This is a genomic window from Streptomyces sp. NPDC027663, assembly GCF_055566415.1.
Genome location: NZ_JBVHSK010000006.1, coordinates 143683 through 160182, shown reverse-complemented (window position 1 = coordinate 160182; position 16500 = coordinate 143683). Strand labels below are relative to the sequence as shown.

Here is a 16500-nt window from a genome sequence, read left to right as displayed (position 1 = left end):
CTATGCTGTTACTTGCGGCGTACGCCCGCTTCCTCGCCGTACTCGCCGAGGATGACGACGCTGAAGGCCGCCTCCACGAACACCTTCACGGCGCGCAGGGCGTTGCCCAGCAGGTGGTGGTGGGTGCCCTCGACGGCGGTTGCGCCGGACGGGGGCCGTCCGGAGGCCGGTGTGATGGTTGCTGCGCTCATGCCTCCATGGTGGAACCGCGACCCCCTCTCCCGCATCGGTCCACGGGCCCGATACGGAACGGCTCCGTGTAGACCTCCGGACGGACCCGGAGCCCTGACCCTGGGGCCCGCATCCCCCGGGGGACGGAAATTCGTTGGACCCCTCCCGCCGTCACGCCTAAAATCTCCGCTCTTGCCCGCCTCCCTCACGGAGTGCCGTCGTCCGGCCGGAAACCGGACGGCATCGTCGTAGCCCACGCAGCAGGCCCACCGGAGGCACCCCCTTGTCCACGCCCGTCGACGACCCCCTCGGCCCCCTCGACCCCCTCGCCAGGGAGTGCTCACACCTCGCCGCGTCCCGCTCCGCCCTGCGCGCCATGCGGGAGGACGTGGAGGCCCTGGACATCACCGATGTCACCGCGAACTGGGTCAACGCCGAAGTGCTCGCCCGCCAGATCGACGAGCGCATCAAGGCACTGGCCGACCTCAGCGACACCCCCCTGTTCTTCGGCCGGCTCGACTACCTGCACGCTCCGGGCGCCGAGCAGGCTGAGGGGGCGGAGGGGGAGCGTTTCTACATCGGGCGGCGGCACGTCCACGACGCCGGCGGCGACCCCATGGTCATCGACTGGCGTGCGCCGGTCTCGCAGCCGTTCTACCGGGCGTCCAAGAAGGACCCGATGGACATCGGGCTGCGCCGCCGCTTCGGCTACACCGGCGGCGACCTGACCGCCTACGAGGACGAACGCCTCTCCGACCCGGCCGATCCGTCGGAGGCCGCCACCACCAGCAAGCTCCTCCAGCAGGAGATCGAACGGCCCCGCGTCGGCCCGATGCGGGACATCGTCGCCACCATCCAGCCCGAGCAGGACGAGATCGTCCGCAGCGGGCTCGGCGGCACGGTCTGTGTGCAGGGCGGCCCGGGCACCGGGAAGACGGCCGTCGGCCTGCACCGGGTGGCGTATCTGCTCTACGCCCACCGGGAGCGGCTGGCGCGCACCGGCACCCTGGTCATCGGGCCGAACCGGTCGTTCCTGCACTACATCGAGCAAGTCCTGCCCGCCCTCGGGGAGTTGGCCGTGCAGCAGGCGACGGTGGACGACCTCGTCGCCCATGTCGAGGTACGCGGCACGGACGACGCCCCCGCCGCGATCGTCAAGGGTGACGCCCGGATGGCGCAGGTGCTGCGCCGGGCCCTGTACGCGCACGTGACCTTGCCGGCGGAACCGGTGGTGGTCGTGCGCGGCTCACGGCGCTGGCGAGTGCCTGCCTATGAACTGGAGGGCATGGTCCGCGAGTTGCTGGAGCGGGACATCCGCTACGGCGCCGCCCGCGAGGCCCTGCCGCAGCGCATCGCGCACGCGGTGCTGGTGCAGATGGAGCGGGCCGGGGAGGCCCCGGACGACCGGGTGCAGGACGCGGTCGCCCGCAACAGTGCGGTGAAGGCGGCCGTGAAGGCGGTCTGGCCGGCCGTCGAACCGGCGAAGCTCGTGCTGCGGCTGCTGACCGACGCCGAGTTCCTCGCCGAGCACGCCGCCGGGATCCTGGACGAGGACGAGCAGAAGACGATCCTGTGGGCCAAGCCCGTGCGCAGCGTGAAGTCGGCCAGGTGGTCGGCCGCGGACGCGGTGCTGATCGACGAGGCGGCCGACCTGATCCAGCGCACCGCCTCGCTCGGGCACGTCGTCCTGGACGAGGCGCAGGACCTGTCGCCGATGCAGTACCGCGCCGTGGGCCGCCGCTGCACCACCGGCAGCGCGACCGTGCTGGGCGACCTCGCGCAGGGCACGACCCCGTGGGCGACGCGCAGCTGGGCGGAGGCACTGGGCCATCTCGGCAAGCAGGAGGGGGCCGTCGAGGAGCTGACGGCCGGCTTCCGTGTGCCGACGGACGTCATCGCGTACGCGTCCCGGCTGCTGCCGCACATCGCGCCCGGCCTCGCTCCGGTCGCCTCGGTCCGCGAGAACCCCGGCTTCTTCGAGGTCCGCACGGCGGCGGAGGCGGCCGAAGTGGTCGCCGCGTGCACGGAGTTGCTGCGCAACGAGGGCTCGACCGGTCTCATCGCCGCCGACGCCCGCGTCCCGGCGCTGGCCGAGGCGCTGACCGCGGCCGGCATCGGGTACCTGGCCCCGGGCGAGGAGACGACCCGCGAGTCCCGGCTGACGCTGGTCCCGGCCTCGCTCGCCAAGGGTCTGGAGTACGACTACGTGGTCCTGGACGAGCCGCAGGCGGTGGTGGACGGCGAACCGGACGAACGGACCGGCCTGCGCCGGCTGTACGTGGCACTGACCCGGGCGGTGTCCGGGCTGATCGTGACCCATGCGGCCCCGCTGCCGGCGCAGCTGGCCGAGTAGGGTGCTGTGCCGTTCCGGCATGTCCCCCTGGAAAGGCCCCCGTTGAGCACGCCGCATCCGCCGCCCCCGCACCCGTACCAGCAGCAGCCGCCCGGGCCGATCCCGTACCAGCAGCAGCCCTCCGCGTCGTACCCGCACGCTCCGGGGCCCGGATGCGAGGTGTGCGGGGCGATGCCCGCCGCGCCGGTCACGGTGCGCGGGCACCAGGGCATGCTGGTGGTGATGCGGTTCCTGCGCCGGCAGGGCGTGCTGTGCCGCACCTGCGGCCTCGCCGTGTTCCGGAAGATGCAGGCGGACACCCTGGTGCGGGGCTGGTGGGGTCCGTTGTCGATGGTCATCACTCCGGTCACCCTGCTGCTCAACCTCGGTGCGCTGTCGCGCATCCGCAAGCTCCCGCCGCCGACGACGGCCGCCTGGCGCCCGCCGCTGGACCCCGGGCGCCCGGTGCTGCGGCGGCCGGCCGGTCTGTTCGCGCTCATCCCGCTCGCCGGGATCGCCATGCTGCTGATCGCCGTTCCCGTGCTCATCGTCATCGGCGCGTCGACCGAGCCGGCCGAGGGGAGCGGGGTGCACGTCCACCACCGCAAGAACTCCGAGCCCCTCTCGGTGGGGGCGTGCGCGCACAACGACGGCAACTGGACCAACCAGGACCTCAGGAACGTCCCCTGCGGCTCCCCGGACGCCCAGTTCGAGGTCACCGAGCCGGAGGACGGCTACTGCGCCACCGGTGACTACGTAGCCGACCTGCACTACAGCGTGGACGGAGAGACCTCGCTGTGCCTGCACCCCGTGAAGGATTGAGGGGTGCCGTCCGGCGCCCCTGACGAACCAGGCGACGACACCGTCCCGCGCCCGGGAAGGACCAGGGGCCGAAACCGTCCCGTGCCCGGGAAGGCCTAGGCGGCGACGCCGTCCAGCGCCGTGCGCCACCGTGCGACCGCCTCTGTCGAGACGGGCCCGGACCAGCCGTCGGGACGCGCGGCCCCGCCGATGTGGAACGCCTCGATACCGCCGGCCCTCAGCTGCGCCACGTGGTCCAGGCGCAGTCCCCCGCCGACCAGGATCTGCTGCTCGTACCCCGGTTCTCCGCCGTGTGCGGCCTCGGTGAGCAGCGTGGACAGCCCTTCGTCCACGCCCGTTGCGGAGCCGGCGGTGAGGTAGGTGTCCAGGCCGGGCAGGTCGGCGAGCTGCTTGCGCAGGGCGTCGCGGTCGGCGGCCCGGTCGATCGCCCGGTGGAAGGTCCACCGGCAGCCGCCGAGCACCTCGACGACCCGCTCCACCGCGGTCAGGTCGACCCCGCCCGCCGCGTCCAGGAAGCCGAGCACGAACTGGTCGGCACCGGCCGCCCGCAGTTCGCCGGCCACCCCGACGAGCCGCTCCGGATCCCCGGCCGTGAACCCGTCCGCGAGGCGGACCATCACGCGCAGGTCGATGTCGACGGCGGCACGGATCGCGGCGACGGTGGCGGCCGAGGGGGTGAGCCCGTCGGCCGCCATCTCGGTGACCAGCTCCAGCCGGTCCGCGCCTCCGGCCTGGGCGGCGACCGCGTCCTCGACGTCGAGGGCGATCACCTCCAGGACTGCACGCTCGCTCATGGCACCCCATTCTTCGGCGACTACAGGTCTAGTCCAATTCAAGAGTACGCCGGTCCGGGAGCGCCAGGGCGCCCTCCTTCGTCCGACGCCGTTCCGCTCCCCTTCCCCCGCCCCGCCGGCTCACAGCCCGCCCCACCCCGCCCCGGCTCACAAGCCACCCCGACCCACAGCCGGCCCGGAGTCACCAGGCGCCCCGCGCAGGGGCGGCTCGCGGGCGGCCCGCGCAGGGGGCCCGCGCAGGGGGCCCGCGCAGGGGCGGCCCCGACACCACGGGCGACCCGACACCACGCTCAGCCCGGCACCAAGCGACGGCGGAGCGCGCCCCCCACGGGAGAATGGGTTCCATGGCCGACCTCGACGCCCTGCGTCTCCGTTTCGCCCGCGCCCTGGACGCGGTCCGCGCCCCCGGCGGCGGCCCCGACCCGGCGCCGTACGCCGACAACCTGCTCGACCGCTGGCAGGAACCGCAGCGCCGCTACCACACGGTGACCCACCTCACCGCCGTGCTCGATCGCATCGACGTCCTGGAGAAGCACGCCGCCGATCCCGACGTGGTCCGGCTGGCCGCCTGGTTCCACGACGCCGTCTACCTGCCCGAACGCTCCGAGAACGAGGAGCGGTCCGCGCGGCTGGCCGAGCGCGCCCTGCCGGAGGCCGGCGTGCCCGGGGACAGGACCGCCGAGGTGGCCCGGCTGGTCCGGCTCACCGTCACCCACGACCCGGCCGACGACGACCGGGACGGCCAGGTGCTGTGCGACGCCGACCTCGCGATCCTGGCCTCGCCCCCGTCGGCGTACGCCGCCTACACCGTGGAGGTCCGCGAGGAGTACCACTTCGTCCCGGGCGACGCCTTCCGGCAGGGCCGTTCGGCGGTCCTGCGGCAACTCCTGGACCTGCCAATGCTGTTCCGCACGCCGTACGGGCAGGAGCACTGGGAGGCCACCGCCCGCTACAACCTCGCGGCCGAGCTGGAAATGCTGTCGACCTGAGGCCGGCGGCGCCGTACTGTGCGCGCATGCGGACGATGAACGGGGACCAGGTGGAGGCAGCCGTCGCGGACTGCACGGCGACCCTGCGCGCGGCACTGGACCGGGACTGGGACACGGTGAACGCGGCGGGCCTGGAGTGGAGTTGCCGTACCACGGCCTTCCATATAGCCGAGGCCTTCACCCACTACGCGAGCCGGCTCGCCGTCCGCGCCGGGGACCGCCTCCCGCTGCGCATCGCCCTCCCCGAGGGCACCGACGACGCCGGCCTGCTGTCGGTGATCGAGGCGATCGGCGCCCTGCTGGCCGCTGCCGTCCGGACGGCACCGCCCGGCGTCCGCGCCTTTCACCCCATGCCCTTCGGCAGCGCCGACCGCGAGGGCTTCGCCGCGATGGGCGTCACCGAGGCGCTCCTGCACACCCACGACATCGCCCGCGGGCTCGGCATCCCGCACGAGCCCGACCCGGATCTCGCCGCCTCCGCACTGGCCTGGCTCTTCCCGCACGTCCAGCCCGGCCCCGAGCCCTGGCGGACCCTGCTGTGGGCGACCGGCCGCGGCGAACTGCCCGGCCGCGCCCCGGTCACCGAGTGGACCTGGTACAACAACCTCGTCATCCCCGCCGAGCGCTTCACCCTGACCGGTATCCGCCCGCCCGTCGCCGACGATCTGCGCCTGGGCGGCACGGGCGGCCTCGACTGGCTCGAAGGCGGCCCGCACGAGGGCACCCGGCAGTCCTGCGCGTCCCTGGTGAAGGCGTACGAATCGGGCGTCCACCGGCCCGAGTTCGGGGTCTTCGCCCTCGTCCGGCCCGAGGACGGCCGCGCCATCGGCAGCATCTGCTTCCACGGTGCCCCGGACGAGGAGGGCCGCGTCGAGATCGGCTACGACCTGCTCGAAGACGCCCGCGGCAACGGTTACGCCACCGAGGCCGTGCGCACGCTGACCGAGTGGGCGCTGGCCCGGGACGACGTCGACGCCGTCATCGCGACGATCGAGGCGGGCAATCTGCCCTCCCAGCGCGTGATGTCCCGGGCCGGTTTCACCCGCGCGACCGTGGACGAGGAGCGCACCGCCCGCGAGGAGTACGACATGGAGGGCGGGCTGCGGCTCTACCTGCGCCGCGCCTGACGCCCCTTCGGGCGGCGCAGCCCCGCGCCGCGCAGCAGCCGGACCACCTCACGGGAGCTGACTTCCACCGCCCCGGCGGCCACCGCGTCCGCGTACCGGTGGGACGGGACGTCGTAGTGATCGCCGTCGAAGGCCGGGCGGGGCAGGTCCAACCGCTCGGCGAACCGGTGCAGTTCCTCGTACGACACGTCGCTGACCAGATGCGACCACAGCCGCCCGTGGCCCGGCGTGGTCGGCGGGTCGATGTAGACGGTCACCGGCGCCTCACGAGGACGGCGCCCCGCCCGTGGCCGAGCCCAGCGCACCCACCGACGCGACCTTCACGCCCGCCTTGTGGCACACCCAGTGCGGGTCGGGACCCAGCTCCGGCTCCACGTCCAGCGCGTGCGGGTCGCCCGAGCCGCACACCGGGCACAGCGGCCAGCGGCCGTACCGCTCCAGCAGCGCGTCCTGGACGTCCTGCGCGACCAGCCCGGAGACGAAGGCGGCGCCGTCCGGCCACTGCTCGAGCCACCAGCGCCGCTGCGCGATCGACTCCTCCACCAGCGAGACCACGTCCGCCTCGGCGACCTGGCCCGCGACCAGATCCGCGAGCACCAGGGCGCGGGCCGCGTGCAACGCCTGCTCCAGGGGGCTGATGGGGTCCATGCACCCCATTGTGCGCACTCTTGACCGCAACACCGAACCGAAAATATCTTTCAAAGGTGACCCAGGACGTGAAGGAAATTTTCGGCAGTCCCAGTGGCTCCCTCGCCGCGAAGGTGCGCACGCTCGCCCCTTCCATGACCCGGTCCATGCAGCGCGTCGCGGAGGCGGTCGCGGGCGACCCGGCCGGCTGCGCCGCCCTCACGGTCACCGGACTCGCCGAACTCACCGGCACCAGCGAGGCAACGGTCGTCCGCACCGCCCGTCTGCTCGGTTATCCGGGCTACCGGGACCTGCGCCTCGCGCTCGCCGGGCTCGCCGCCCAGCAGCAGTCCGGCCGCGCACCCGCGATCACCACCGACATCGCCGTCGACGATCCCCTGGCCGACGTCGTCGCCAAGCTGGCCTACGAGGAGCAGCAGACCCTCGCCGACACGGCCGCCGGGCTCGACACCGCGCAACTGGGCGCGGCGGTCACCGCGCTCGCGGGAGCCCGGCGCACCGACGTGTACGGCATAGGGGCGTCCGGGCTCGTCGCCCAGGACCTCACCCAGAAGCTGCTGCGGATAGGGCTCATAGCCCACGCGCACAGCGATCCGCACCTCGCGGTGACCAACGCGGTGCAGCTCCGTTCGGGTGACGTGGCGATCGCGATCACGCACTCCGGGTCCACGGGGGACGTCATCGAGCCGCTCCGGGTCGCCTTCGAGCACGGCGCGACCACCGTCGCCATCACCGGCCGGCCCGACTCGCCGGTCACCCAGTACGCCGACCATGTGCTGACCACGTCGACCTCGCGGGAGACGGAGCTGCGGCCGGCCGCGATGTCCTCCCGGACCAGTCAGCTGCTGGTCGTGGACTGTCTGTTCGTGGGAGTGGCGCAGCGGACGTACGAGACCGCGGCGCCGGCACTGGCCGCGTCGTACGAGGCGTTGGCGCACCGGCACCGCAGCGCTTCGCGATAGATGTAGGAACGAGGGTGTGGGGACGTGCGGCTCCGCTGGGGCTGCTCGCGCCCCGCGGCGCAGCCGCACCACGGACACAGACCCGCGCCCCCAGGGAATCGCACCCGACCTGCACGGAGAGAGCCACCCCCCATGACCTCCCAGGATCTGCGTACCGAGCTGGCCTCGCTGACCACCGAAGCCTTCCGGCCCGAGCTGGCCGGCATCGACCAGTTGCCCACCCTCGACATCGCCCGGCTGATGAACGGCGAGGACACGGGCGTACCCGCCGCCGTCGCCGTCCAGTTGCCGCGGATCGCCGCCGCCATCGACGCCGTGGCCGAGCGCATGGCCCGCGGCGGCCGGCTCGTCTACGCCGGTGCCGGAACCGCCGGACGGCTGGGCGTGCTGGACGCCTCCGAGTGCCCGCCCACCTTCAACACCGATCCCGCCCAGGTCGTCGGCCTCATCGCGGGCGGGCCCGAGGCCATGGTGACCTCCGTCGAGGGCGCCGAGGACTCCCGGGAGCTGGCCCGCGAAGACCTCGACGCCCTGAAGCTCACCCCCGAGGACACCGTGGTCGGCGTCTCCGCCTCCGGCCGCACGCCCTACGCGGTCGGCGCCGTCGAGCACGCCCGCGCCCTTGGTGCCCTCACCGTCGGCCTGGCCTGCAACGAGCACAGCGCGCTCGGGGCCGCCGCCGAGCACGCCATCGAGGTCGTCGTCGGTCCGGAACTGATCACCGGCTCCACGCGCCTGAAGGCCGGCACGGCCCAGAAGCTGGTGCTGAACATGCTGTCGACCATCACGATGATCCGGCTCGGCAAGACCTACGGGAACCTGATGGTCGACGTGCGGGCCTCCAACGCCAAACTCCGGGCGCGCTCGCACCGGATCGTGTCCCTGGCCACGGGAGCGGACGACACCGAGATCGAGAAGGCCCTCACGGAGACGGGCGGCGAGGTGAAGCACGCCATCCTGGCCCTGCTCGCCGGTGTCGACGGCCCGACGGCCGCCCGCCTTCTGGAGGAGTCCGGCGGCCATCTGCGTGCCGCGCTGGCGCACACACCCCGCTGACCCGCACGCTCGGGGCGTGCGCAACGACCCCGCCTCCACCGCGACCGCCGTCCTCACCCGGGTCGGCGGCCCGGCCAACGTCACCTCCGTGACCCACTGCATGACCCGCCTCCGGCTGACCCTCGCCGACCCGACGGCCGTGGACGAGGAGGCCCTGCGGGCCCTGCCCGGAGTGCTGGGCGTGGTGGCCGACGGGGACAGCCGGCAGATCGTGCTCGGGCCGGGGGTGGTGGAGGCGGTGACTGCGGCGGTCGCGGCGGCGGTCGCGGAGCAGGTGAGCGAGCAACCGGACGCGCGGGGCGCCCGTTTGAAGGAAGACCTCCGGCGCCGCAACGCCACCCCCCTCAAGACCGCCCTGCGCCGCATCGCGAACGTCTTCCTCCCACTCATCCCCGCGCTCATCGGCTGCGGCATCCTCGCCGGTCTCAACGGACTGTTCGTCAACGCCGGCTGGCTGCCCGCGCTCACCCCCGCCCTGTCCGCCGTCGCCTCCGCCTTCATGGCGCTGATCGCGGTGTTCGTCGGGCACAACACCGCGAAGGAGTTCGGCGGCACCCCCGTGCTGGGCGGGGCGGTGGCGGCGGTGGTCGTGTACCCGGGCGTGGCGAAGGTGACGGCGTTCGGTGTGCACCTGGCGCCCGGCCAGGGCGGGGTGCTGGGCGCGCTCGCGGCGGCGTTCCTGGCGACCCGGGTGGAGAAGTGGTGCCGGGGCCGGGTGCCGGGCGCGCTGGACGTGCTGCTGACCCCGACCGTGACCGTCCTCGTCCCCGGCCTGGTGACGCTGTACGGCCTGATGTACGCGGCGGGCGCGGTGGCGACGGCGATCGGCACCGCCGCGAACTGGCTGCTCGTGACGACCGGAGCCGTGGCCGGCCTGGTCCTCGGCGGCCTCTTCCTGCCGCTGGTCATGCTGGGCCTGCACCAGGCCCTGATCCCGCTGCACGCCACCCTGATCGACCAGCAGGGCTACACGGTCCTGCTCCCGCTGCTGGCCATGGCGGGCGCGGGCCAGGTGGGCGCGGCCCTGGCGGTGTACGTCCGGCTGCGCCATGACCTCTCCCTGCGTACGACGATCAGGTCGGCGCTCCCGGCCGGCCTGCTGGGCGTGGGCGAGCCGCTGATCTACGGGGTGTCGCTGCCGCTCGGCCGCCCGTTCGTGACGGCGTGCGCGGGCGGGGCGGCCGGCGGGGCCTTCGTCGGGTTCTTCGCGATGCTCGGCGACAAGGTGGGGGCGACGGCCATCGGCCCGTCGGGCTGGGCCCTGTTCCCCCTGCTGGCCGGAAACAGAAGCCCCGCCCTGACCGCGGCGATCTACGCGGGCGGCCTGCTCACCGGCTACCTGACAGGCTTCCTGGCGACGTACCTGACGTTCAGACCCGCCCACGCCTCCGCACCCGCCGGCTGACCGGCCCACCTTCTGCGGGAACGCGCTACCGTCGGACACCATGAACCACGCCCAGCTCACCGCCCTCGGCAGGGCCCTCCGGCTCCTCGGTGAGCACGGGGAGGCGCTGACCGCCGACACCCCGGACGCCCGGCTGCACGAGATCAAGGCCGATCTGCGCAGGGCGCTCGACCTGCTGGACGAGAGCGTCGGCTCCACCGCGCCCAGCACCCGGTGCCCCGAGCACCCGCACGGTCCCGTGGACGAGAGCGCCCCCGATCTGTGCCTGCTGTGCGAGACCCGGCGCCGGGCCGCCCGGCGGGCGGAGTACCAGAGCGGTGGCAGGCCGGAGGCAGTCCCCGCCACCGCGCCCTCCCGTTACGGCGTCCGTGCCGACCGGCCCCAGCCGCAGCAGCGCTGGCTGCCCGAGGCGTGGAACGGGCGCGAATGGCAGCTGTGCGGGACGCCCCGCCGGGACCGGCACGAGGCCGAGGCGTATCTCGCCGCCCAGCGGCGCGGCTCCCGGCCCGCCATGGCGTACCGGCTCGTGCACGAGTTCACCGACTACGAGGTGCTGCGGGTGTGGGGGACGCCCGTCTACGTCGACATCGAACCCATGGGCAACCTGTAGTCTCGATCGACCCCGAACCGGGCGCTCCGGCCCGCGTGCTGGGGCGGGACACCGCGATCCGCCTTCTGCAGACGGTCGGCGGACGGAATTCCCCTCCGCCGCCCGATACCGGACCACCTCCAGGGCCGGCGGGCGGTCATGCCCACTCCAGCAGCCCTTTGATCAGTACGGAGCAGCCGCCGGCCAGGGCCAGGGCGAAGATGAGCCGGCGAACCCCCCGCTCCCGGACTCTCGGCGCAAGAGCCCTGCCGATGAGGGCGCCCGCCACCATGGCCGCCACTGTCACCGCCCAGGCTGACCCACTCAGCCGTGGTACACCGTTGACGGCCACTGAGAAGATGTTCACCGCAATGCCATAGAACTGCGCGTTCGGCACGAATTCATGGATGGGCCACCCCGCATTCAAGGCGTACAGCGAGTACGGCGGCCCGCCGACTCCGGCGGCGGAGTTCATGAATCCGCCCATGGCACCCGCGGTCACGGCGCCCTTCGTCCCGGTCAGGGCTGGTATGCGCGTGCCCCCCATCACGAGAGCCACGGCAAGCGTCACAAGAGTCCCGATGCCGGCCAGGAGTACCGGCTCGGAAAGCCGGGCGGCCGCCCATGAGCCCGCAGGCACTGTGCATGCCGCAGCGATGACCAAGGGAAGCATGACGCCGATCCGTACACGCTGCCAACTCGAGGCGAGTCCGACGACGCTGATGACCCCGGCTGCGCAGTTCGCGAGCACCACCCCCTGCGCCGGCCCGAGCATCAGAACGAACACGGGGACCGCGATGAGAGCGAAGCCCATACCTGTGAGCCACTGCACCGAAGCAGCCAGCACGACTATGCCGCCCAGCAGTAGCTCGGCCGCTCCTGCGCTCACCACAGCACACTCCTGTCGTCACCCGGATGATCGGGGTCATCCTCATGAGGCGTTGACCCCGACGGCAATGGCCTGACAGGCAAGTCCTCTCGCTAGCGGAACCCGTCGATTGCGGAATCCACAACGGCGAGAGACCGCGCAAAGCCCCCGAACATGACGCCTGGCCGACCGGCCACGCCGCAGTACAGTGCTGTGAGCAGGGTGGCCAGGTCGCTTGTCACAGAACGATATTGGGCGCCCAGTCTGCGTTCCCGGACGCACCGCCGGCATCAGGAACCATTCGTCTGGGGGATCAGGGGCAGGGGCGGGAACACGTGCCCCTCCCAGAGGCGTCTGCTCCGCTCCTCCGGGTAGGCCGTGACCCGCGGCTGCGCGTCCAGGACCTGCACCAGGCGCGCTTCCGTGTCGTACGCCGGCCAGCCCGGGTCTCCCGTGCGCGCGAACGACGTCCATGCGCGGCGGAAGAAGGAGGACAGGGCCTGCGCCTCGACCGGCGTCTGTGACCCGGCGAAGAGCAGACCGCCCAGCACCGCGCCGTACGTGCCGAAGAGCAGGGCGACGTCCAGGGCGTGACAGGCGCCCAGGACGCCGCCGGAACCCGGCGCCGGCCAGGTGAGTTCGTAGACGTGTGCGGTGCCGCCGCCCGCCCGCTGGGCCTCCGCCAGGTGCAGGGACGGCATGGCGAACAGCCAGTCCGTCTGGACCCGTTCGAACAGGTCGGACGGGGAGGCGTCCGGGAAGGCCGCGCGGTACGCCCGCTCGCCCGCCTCGCCGCCCGGCGCCAGCAGGCGCAGGGTCTCCGTCAGCCGCTCGTCGGTGATCCTGCCGAGCATGCCGCCCATGGCCATGAAGAGCCGGAACTCGTTCCGGTTGTGACCGACCAGGAGGTCCACCTCGCGGGCCGCGCCCGCCGCGAGCGCCTGCCAGGGCGTGGTGGGCAGGACGTCGCCGTCGACGACCGGGGCGTAGGGGGTGACCGTCGGCGCCGCCTGGCCCCATCTGCCGGTGTACTGCGGCATCTTGGCGCTCACCGCCTGGCCCGCCGCCACCAGGAGCGCCGGGTCGACGGCGGCCAGGTCCGCCGCCGTGGGCCTGCGGCCCGCCTCCGCCGCCAGCACCGCCGCCATGTCACGCGCCAGCTCGTCGGAGAAGAAGGTGCCCGGCACGCTCTGGGCCACCGCCCGCCGGAACAGGCCGCGGGCCCTCGGCATGGCCAGCAGCGAGGCCACCGAGCCCGCTCCGGCCGACTCGCCGGAGACGGTCACCCGGCCGGGGTCGCCGCCGAACGCCGCGATGTTCTCCCGCACCCACTCCAGGGCCGCCACCTGGTCCAGCAGGCCCCGGTTCGCGGGGGCGCCGTCGAGACGGAGGAAACCCTCCACGCCCACCCGGTAGTTGAAGGTGACCACGACGACGTCGCCGTCCCGGGCGATGGCCTGCGCGTCGTAGTGGGGCTGGCCGGCGTGGCCCATCTTGTAGGAGCCGCCGTAGATCCACACCATGACCGGACGGCCGGCGGACGGGTCCGCCTCGGGCGTCCACACGTTCACGGTCAGCCAGTCGTCGCCCGCGGGGCCGGTGGCCGTACCGCCCTGGACGCCGAGGTCCTGCGGGGGCGGCGGCCCGAAGGCGTACGCCTCCCGGACGCCGTCCCAGGGCCGCACCGGGCGCGGGGCCCGGAAGCGGGCCTCGCCGACCGGGGGCCCGGCGAAGGGGATGCCGCGGAACACCGACAGGCCCTGCTCGCGCAGGCCGCGCACCGCGCCGGAAGCGGTGCGCACCACGGGGCCGTCGGTGTCCGGGGCCGGGGACTCGCTCGTCGTCATGCTCGCTCCTCACTGGTCATCAGGAGAACGGCCGGCGTCGATCACGAGTGCCCGCTGTGTGACAGGGATTCAGCTCAGGGTCTTCACGGCCGCCGCGTCGTACGGCGCCAGCTCGTCGAAGCGGTCGGAGAGCACCTTGGCCGCCCACTCCGGGTCCTGGAGCAGCGCGCGGCCGACGGCGACCATGTCGAACTCGTCGGCCTCCAGGCGGTCCAGGAGGTTGTCGATGCCCTTGACCTGCGAGCCCTCGCCCTGGAAGGCGTTGATGAAGTCGCCGTCGAGGCCGACCGAGCCGACGGAGATGACCGGCTTGCCGGTGAGCTTCTTCGTCCAGCCGGCCAGGTTCAGGTCGGAGCCGTCGAACTCGGGGACCCAGTAGCGGCGGGTGGAGGCGTGGAAGACGTCGACGCCGGCCGCCGCCAGCGGGGTGAGGATCGCCTCCAGCTCCTCGGGGGTCTCCGCGAGGCGGGCGGTGTAGTCCTGCTGCTTCCACTGCGAGTAGCGGAAGAGGACCGGGAAGTCGGGGGACACCCTCTCGCGGACCGCCGCGACGATCTCGGCCGCGAACTTGGTGCGGGCCACCGGGTCGCCGCCGTACGCGTCCGTGCGGCGGTTGGTGCCCTCCCACAGGAACTGGTCGACGAGGTAGCCGTGGGCGCCGTGCAGCTCCACGCCGTCGAAGCCGATGCGCTCGGCGTCCGCCGCGGCCTGCGCGAACGCGGCGACGACGTCGTCCAGGTCCTTCTGGGTCATGGCCTTGCCGGTGGGCTCGGCACCGGCGGTGACGAGGCCGGAGGGGCCGACGGCGGGGGCGTCCGGGAAGGGGGCGTCGCCCTGCTTGCGGACCATGCCGATGTGCCACAGCTGCGGGACGATGGTGCCACCGGCCGCGTGCACGTCCTCGGCGACCTTCGCCCAGCCCGCCAGCTGCTCCTCGCCGTGGAACCGCGGGACGCGGTCGCTCTGGCCGGCCGACTCGTGACCCACGTAGGTGCCCTCGGTGACGACGAGGCCGACCCCGGCGGCGGCGCGCCGCGCGTAGTAGGACCGCACGTCCTCGCCGGGGATGCCGCCCGGGGAGAACATGCGGGTCATCGGCGCCATCACGATCCGGTTCGGGACGGTGAGGCCGTTGAGCGTGATCGGCCGGGACAGAACCTGGGCCGCGCGGGAGGTGGGGGGCGTGGTGACGGTCACGGGGGGCTCCTCGTGAGTGGCGTGGGTAACCGGTCGGTATGTGAGCACGCATTGTTGCAGCTCCTTAAGTAATCGCCTATGCGCTGCCCCACATTCCGGCCCCGCGGAAACCCCTCAGGTGACCCCGCTCACACTGTCCCGGTTCAACTGCCGCACCCGCTCCCGCAGCACCTCGTCCGGCGACGACGCCCCGGCGCCCCTCACCCGCAGCACGGCCGCCAACCGCGAGGCCACGCCGAGGTTGCAGCGCCCCAGGTCGACCAGGGCGTACGAATCCTCGTCCGAGGTGCTCAGCGGGTCGACCCGGAGGGACGGAAGGACGATGCCCACCTCACGCAGTGCGTCCCGCAGCCGGCCCACCGCTTCCTCGGCGGTGCGGGCGGGCCGCTCGTCGGCGGCCGTGTTCTTCATCTCCATTGCGCCGGTTCCTCCACGCTGAGTGTTCACGTTCACCACACAGCGTGGCCGTCGGCGCCCTAGCCTGGCCAGACACGACGTCCCAACAGACTCTGTTGTCGGACCAGGAGCAGCCATGGCAGGACCGAAGGACCTCGACCCGTCGTCATCGCCCCGCGCACTGCTGGGCGCGGAGTTACGGCACGCCCGCGAGCGGCAGGGGCTCAGCCAGGACCAGCTGGGCCAACGGCTGTTCGTGAGCGGGTCGTTCATCGGACAGCTGGAGGCGGGGACCCGGCGGATGCAGGCGGAGTATGCGCGGATGCTGGACGAGGTGCTGGGGACGGACGGCTTCTTCCAACGGAACTGCGCGGCCGCGGCCAAGTCGAAGTTCGAGGAGCACTTCGAGGTGGTGGCGGAGGCCGAGGCTCAAGCCACGGCGATCAGGGAGTACACGCCGCTCCTGATCCCCGGACTGCTGCAGACGCGCGCGTACGCACAGGCCGTGAACCGCGCGTACGACCCGCTGGCACCGGAGGAGACCATCAAGGAGTGGACGGAAGGCCGGATGGAGCGGGTCCGTCTACTCGACAACCCAACAAAGCCGTTGTTGTGGGCTGTGCTTGACGAGGCAGCGTTACGCCGCGAAACAGGCGGTCGGGCGGTGATGGCGGAGGCCCTGCGGCACGTCGCCGGCCTGGCCTGCCGGAACCGCGTCATCGTACAGGTGCTGCCGTTCAGCGCGGGCGCGCACGCAGCGATGCAAAGCGACCTGAAGCTGATGGAGTTCACGGACGCCCCTCCCCTGGTCTACTACGAAGGGGTACGCACTGGGCGGGTGGAGGACGACCCTGCCACCGTCGCCCACCTCAGGTTCAGGTACGACCTCCTTGTGGCCTCCTCTCTCTCGCAGGAGAAGTCCCTGGCCCTCATCGAGGCGTTGGCGGAGGATTACGCCCATGAGGAACACCCCTGACCGCGACCTGAGCACGGCCGTATGGATCAAGTCGAGCTACAGCGGCGGCGGCAACAACTGCCTGGAAATCGCCACCGATCACCCCACCCTCGTCCCCGTCCGAGATTCGAAGACCCCCCACGGCCCGAAGCTCCTCTTCAGCTCGGACGCGTGGGCCACCTTCACCTCTTCCCTCAAGTGACCCCGAGGCTCAAGCGCCCAGCTCCGAGCCCTCTTTGCAAGGAATGGGGGGAGGGCCTCAACCCACCCTCCCATCCCACGAGTTGACGCGAAGCGACCGACTTGCCACGGACAGTCACAAGCCTCTAACGTCCCGCATAA

18 protein-coding genes are annotated in these 16500 nt (G+C 72.7%); 10 read left to right on the top strand and 8 right to left on the bottom strand.

Going from position 1 to position 16500, the window contains the following annotated elements:
* Positions 1-8: 8 nt before the first annotated feature.
* The gene (locus ACZ4SF_RS18560) at positions 9-191 is read right to left on the bottom strand and encodes a hypothetical protein (RefSeq protein ID WP_468385244.1); all 183 of its coding nucleotides are present in this window, start codon (positions 189-191) and stop codon (positions 9-11) included.
* A 263-nt stretch (positions 192-454) separates the two neighbouring features.
* Between ACZ4SF_RS18560 and ACZ4SF_RS18555 the strand changes: the two genes are divergently transcribed.
* On the top strand, positions 455-2524 hold the full coding sequence (locus tag ACZ4SF_RS18555) for a HelD family protein (RefSeq protein ID WP_468385242.1): 2070 nt from the start codon (positions 455-457) through the stop codon (positions 2522-2524).
* Between the two features lie 42 nt (positions 2525-2566).
* On the top strand, positions 2567-3325 hold the full coding sequence (locus tag ACZ4SF_RS18550; RefSeq protein ID WP_468385240.1) for an LppU/SCO3897 family protein: 759 nt from the start codon (positions 2567-2569) through the stop codon (positions 3323-3325).
* Between the two features lie 95 nt (positions 3326-3420).
* On the opposite strand, the gene ACZ4SF_RS18545 is transcribed toward ACZ4SF_RS18550, so the two are convergent.
* Positions 3421-4119 (bottom strand): copper homeostasis protein CutC, encoded by a 699-nt coding sequence (locus tag ACZ4SF_RS18545; RefSeq protein WP_468385237.1) that lies wholly within the window; start codon positions 4117-4119, stop codon positions 3421-3423.
* 344 nt (positions 4120-4463) lie between these two features.
* Here ACZ4SF_RS18545 and ACZ4SF_RS18540 point away from each other — a divergent pair, with 344 nt between their 5' ends.
* Positions 4464-5108 carry an HD domain-containing protein gene (locus ACZ4SF_RS18540; protein WP_468385234.1) on the top strand — a complete coding sequence of 215 codons (645 nt, stop codon included), beginning with the start codon at positions 4464-4466 and terminating at the stop codon, positions 5106-5108.
* Positions 5109-5134: 26 nt separating this feature from the next.
* Positions 5135-6235 carry a GNAT family N-acetyltransferase gene (locus tag ACZ4SF_RS18535; protein WP_468385231.1) on the top strand — a complete coding sequence of 367 codons (1101 nt, stop codon included), beginning with the start codon at positions 5135-5137 and terminating at the stop codon, positions 6233-6235.
* Here the strand turns inward: ACZ4SF_RS18535 and ACZ4SF_RS18530 are convergent.
* On the bottom strand, positions 6217-6492 hold the full coding sequence (locus ACZ4SF_RS18530) for a DUF4031 domain-containing protein (protein WP_468385228.1): 276 nt from the start codon (positions 6490-6492) through the stop codon (positions 6217-6219). The genes ACZ4SF_RS18535 and ACZ4SF_RS18530 overlap by 19 nt on opposite strands.
* Before the next feature lie 7 nt (positions 6493-6499).
* On the bottom strand, positions 6500-6883 hold the full coding sequence (locus ACZ4SF_RS18525; RefSeq protein ID WP_468385226.1) for a hypothetical protein: 384 nt from the start codon (positions 6881-6883) through the stop codon (positions 6500-6502).
* A gap of 56 nt (positions 6884-6939) precedes the next feature.
* Here ACZ4SF_RS18525 and ACZ4SF_RS18520 point away from each other — a divergent pair, with 56 nt between their 5' ends.
* From ACZ4SF_RS18520 to ACZ4SF_RS18505, 4 genes are all read left to right on the top strand, one after another.
* On the top strand, positions 6940-7845 hold the full coding sequence (locus ACZ4SF_RS18520; protein WP_468385223.1) for a MurR/RpiR family transcriptional regulator: 906 nt from the start codon (positions 6940-6942) through the stop codon (positions 7843-7845).
* A 132-nt stretch (positions 7846-7977) separates the two neighbouring features.
* Complete coding sequence (gene murQ, locus ACZ4SF_RS18515) at positions 7978-8901, top strand: N-acetylmuramic acid 6-phosphate etherase (RefSeq protein WP_468385221.1); 924 nt, start codon at positions 7978-7980, stop codon at positions 8899-8901.
* Between the two features lie 16 nt (positions 8902-8917).
* Entirely contained in the window at positions 8918-10306 is a 1389-nt protein-coding gene (locus ACZ4SF_RS18510; protein ID WP_468385218.1) for a PTS transporter subunit EIIC, read from the top strand.
* Between the two features lie 40 nt (positions 10307-10346).
* Positions 10347-10916, top strand: coding sequence for a hypothetical protein (locus ACZ4SF_RS18505; RefSeq protein ID WP_468385215.1), 570 nt, complete (start codon positions 10347-10349; stop codon positions 10914-10916).
* A gap of 136 nt (positions 10917-11052) precedes the next feature.
* Here ACZ4SF_RS18505 and ACZ4SF_RS18500 read toward each other — a convergent pair whose 3' ends face one another.
* The 4 genes from ACZ4SF_RS18500 to ACZ4SF_RS18485 form a co-directional block, all read right to left on the bottom strand.
* Positions 11053-11784 carry a sulfite exporter TauE/SafE family protein gene (locus tag ACZ4SF_RS18500; protein WP_468385214.1) on the bottom strand — a complete coding sequence of 244 codons (732 nt, stop codon included), beginning with the start codon at positions 11782-11784 and terminating at the stop codon, positions 11053-11055.
* Positions 11785-12053: 269 nt separating this feature from the next.
* Positions 12054-13610, bottom strand: a complete 1557-nt coding sequence (locus ACZ4SF_RS18495) for a carboxylesterase/lipase family protein (RefSeq protein WP_468385212.1) — start codon at positions 13608-13610, stop codon at positions 12054-12056.
* A gap of 69 nt (positions 13611-13679) precedes the next feature.
* Positions 13680-14807: an NADH:flavin oxidoreductase gene (locus ACZ4SF_RS18490; RefSeq protein WP_468385210.1), complete on the bottom strand. Its 1128-nt coding sequence runs from the start codon at positions 14805-14807 to the stop codon at positions 13680-13682.
* Between the two features lie 114 nt (positions 14808-14921).
* Complete coding sequence (locus tag ACZ4SF_RS18485) at positions 14922-15224, bottom strand: hypothetical protein (RefSeq protein ID WP_468385208.1); 303 nt, start codon at positions 15222-15224, stop codon at positions 14922-14924.
* Between the two features lie 115 nt (positions 15225-15339).
* On the opposite strand from ACZ4SF_RS18485, the gene ACZ4SF_RS18480 reads away from it, so the two are divergent.
* A complete protein-coding gene (locus tag ACZ4SF_RS18480; protein WP_468385206.1) occupies positions 15340-16179 on the top strand; it encodes a helix-turn-helix domain-containing protein in 840 nt (279 codons plus the stop codon).
* Positions 16163-16360, top strand: a complete 198-nt coding sequence (locus ACZ4SF_RS18475; RefSeq protein WP_468385203.1) for a DUF397 domain-containing protein — start codon at positions 16163-16165, stop codon at positions 16358-16360. Before ACZ4SF_RS18480 ends, ACZ4SF_RS18475 begins: the two co-directional genes overlap by 17 nt.
* The last annotated feature ends 140 nt before the right edge of the window (positions 16361-16500 follow it).

Bases quoted from the DNA above. Each gene is read 5' to 3' on its own strand.
- ACZ4SF_RS18560 (WP_468385244.1), bottom strand. From the start codon at position 191: ATGAGCGCAGCAACCATCACACCGGCCTCCGGACGGCCCCCGTCCGGC.
- ACZ4SF_RS18545 (WP_468385237.1), bottom strand. From the start codon at position 4,119: ATGAGCGAGCGTGCAGTCCTGGAGGTGATCGCCCTCGACGTCGAGGAC.
- ACZ4SF_RS18540 (WP_468385234.1), top strand. From the start codon at position 4,464: ATGGCCGACCTCGACGCCCTGCGTCTCCGTTTCGCCCGCGCCCTGGAC.
- ACZ4SF_RS18535 (WP_468385231.1), top strand. From the start codon at position 5,135: ATGCGGACGATGAACGGGGACCAGGTGGAGGCAGCCGTCGCGGACTGC.
- ACZ4SF_RS18525 (WP_468385226.1), bottom strand. From the start codon at position 6,883: ATGGACCCCATCAGCCCCCTGGAGCAGGCGTTGCACGCGGCCCGCGCC.
- murQ (WP_468385221.1), top strand. From the start codon at position 7,978: ATGACCTCCCAGGATCTGCGTACCGAGCTGGCCTCGCTGACCACCGAA.
- ACZ4SF_RS18505 (WP_468385215.1), top strand. From the start codon at position 10,347: ATGAACCACGCCCAGCTCACCGCCCTCGGCAGGGCCCTCCGGCTCCTC.
- ACZ4SF_RS18495 (WP_468385212.1), bottom strand. From the start codon at position 13,610: ATGACGACGAGCGAGTCCCCGGCCCCGGACACCGACGGCCCCGTGGTG.
- ACZ4SF_RS18485 (WP_468385208.1), bottom strand. From the start codon at position 15,224: ATGGAGATGAAGAACACGGCCGCCGACGAGCGGCCCGCCCGCACCGCC.
- ACZ4SF_RS18480 (WP_468385206.1), top strand. From the start codon at position 15,340: ATGGCAGGACCGAAGGACCTCGACCCGTCGTCATCGCCCCGCGCACTG.
- ACZ4SF_RS18475 (WP_468385203.1), top strand. From the start codon at position 16,163: ATGAGGAACACCCCTGACCGCGACCTGAGCACGGCCGTATGGATCAAG.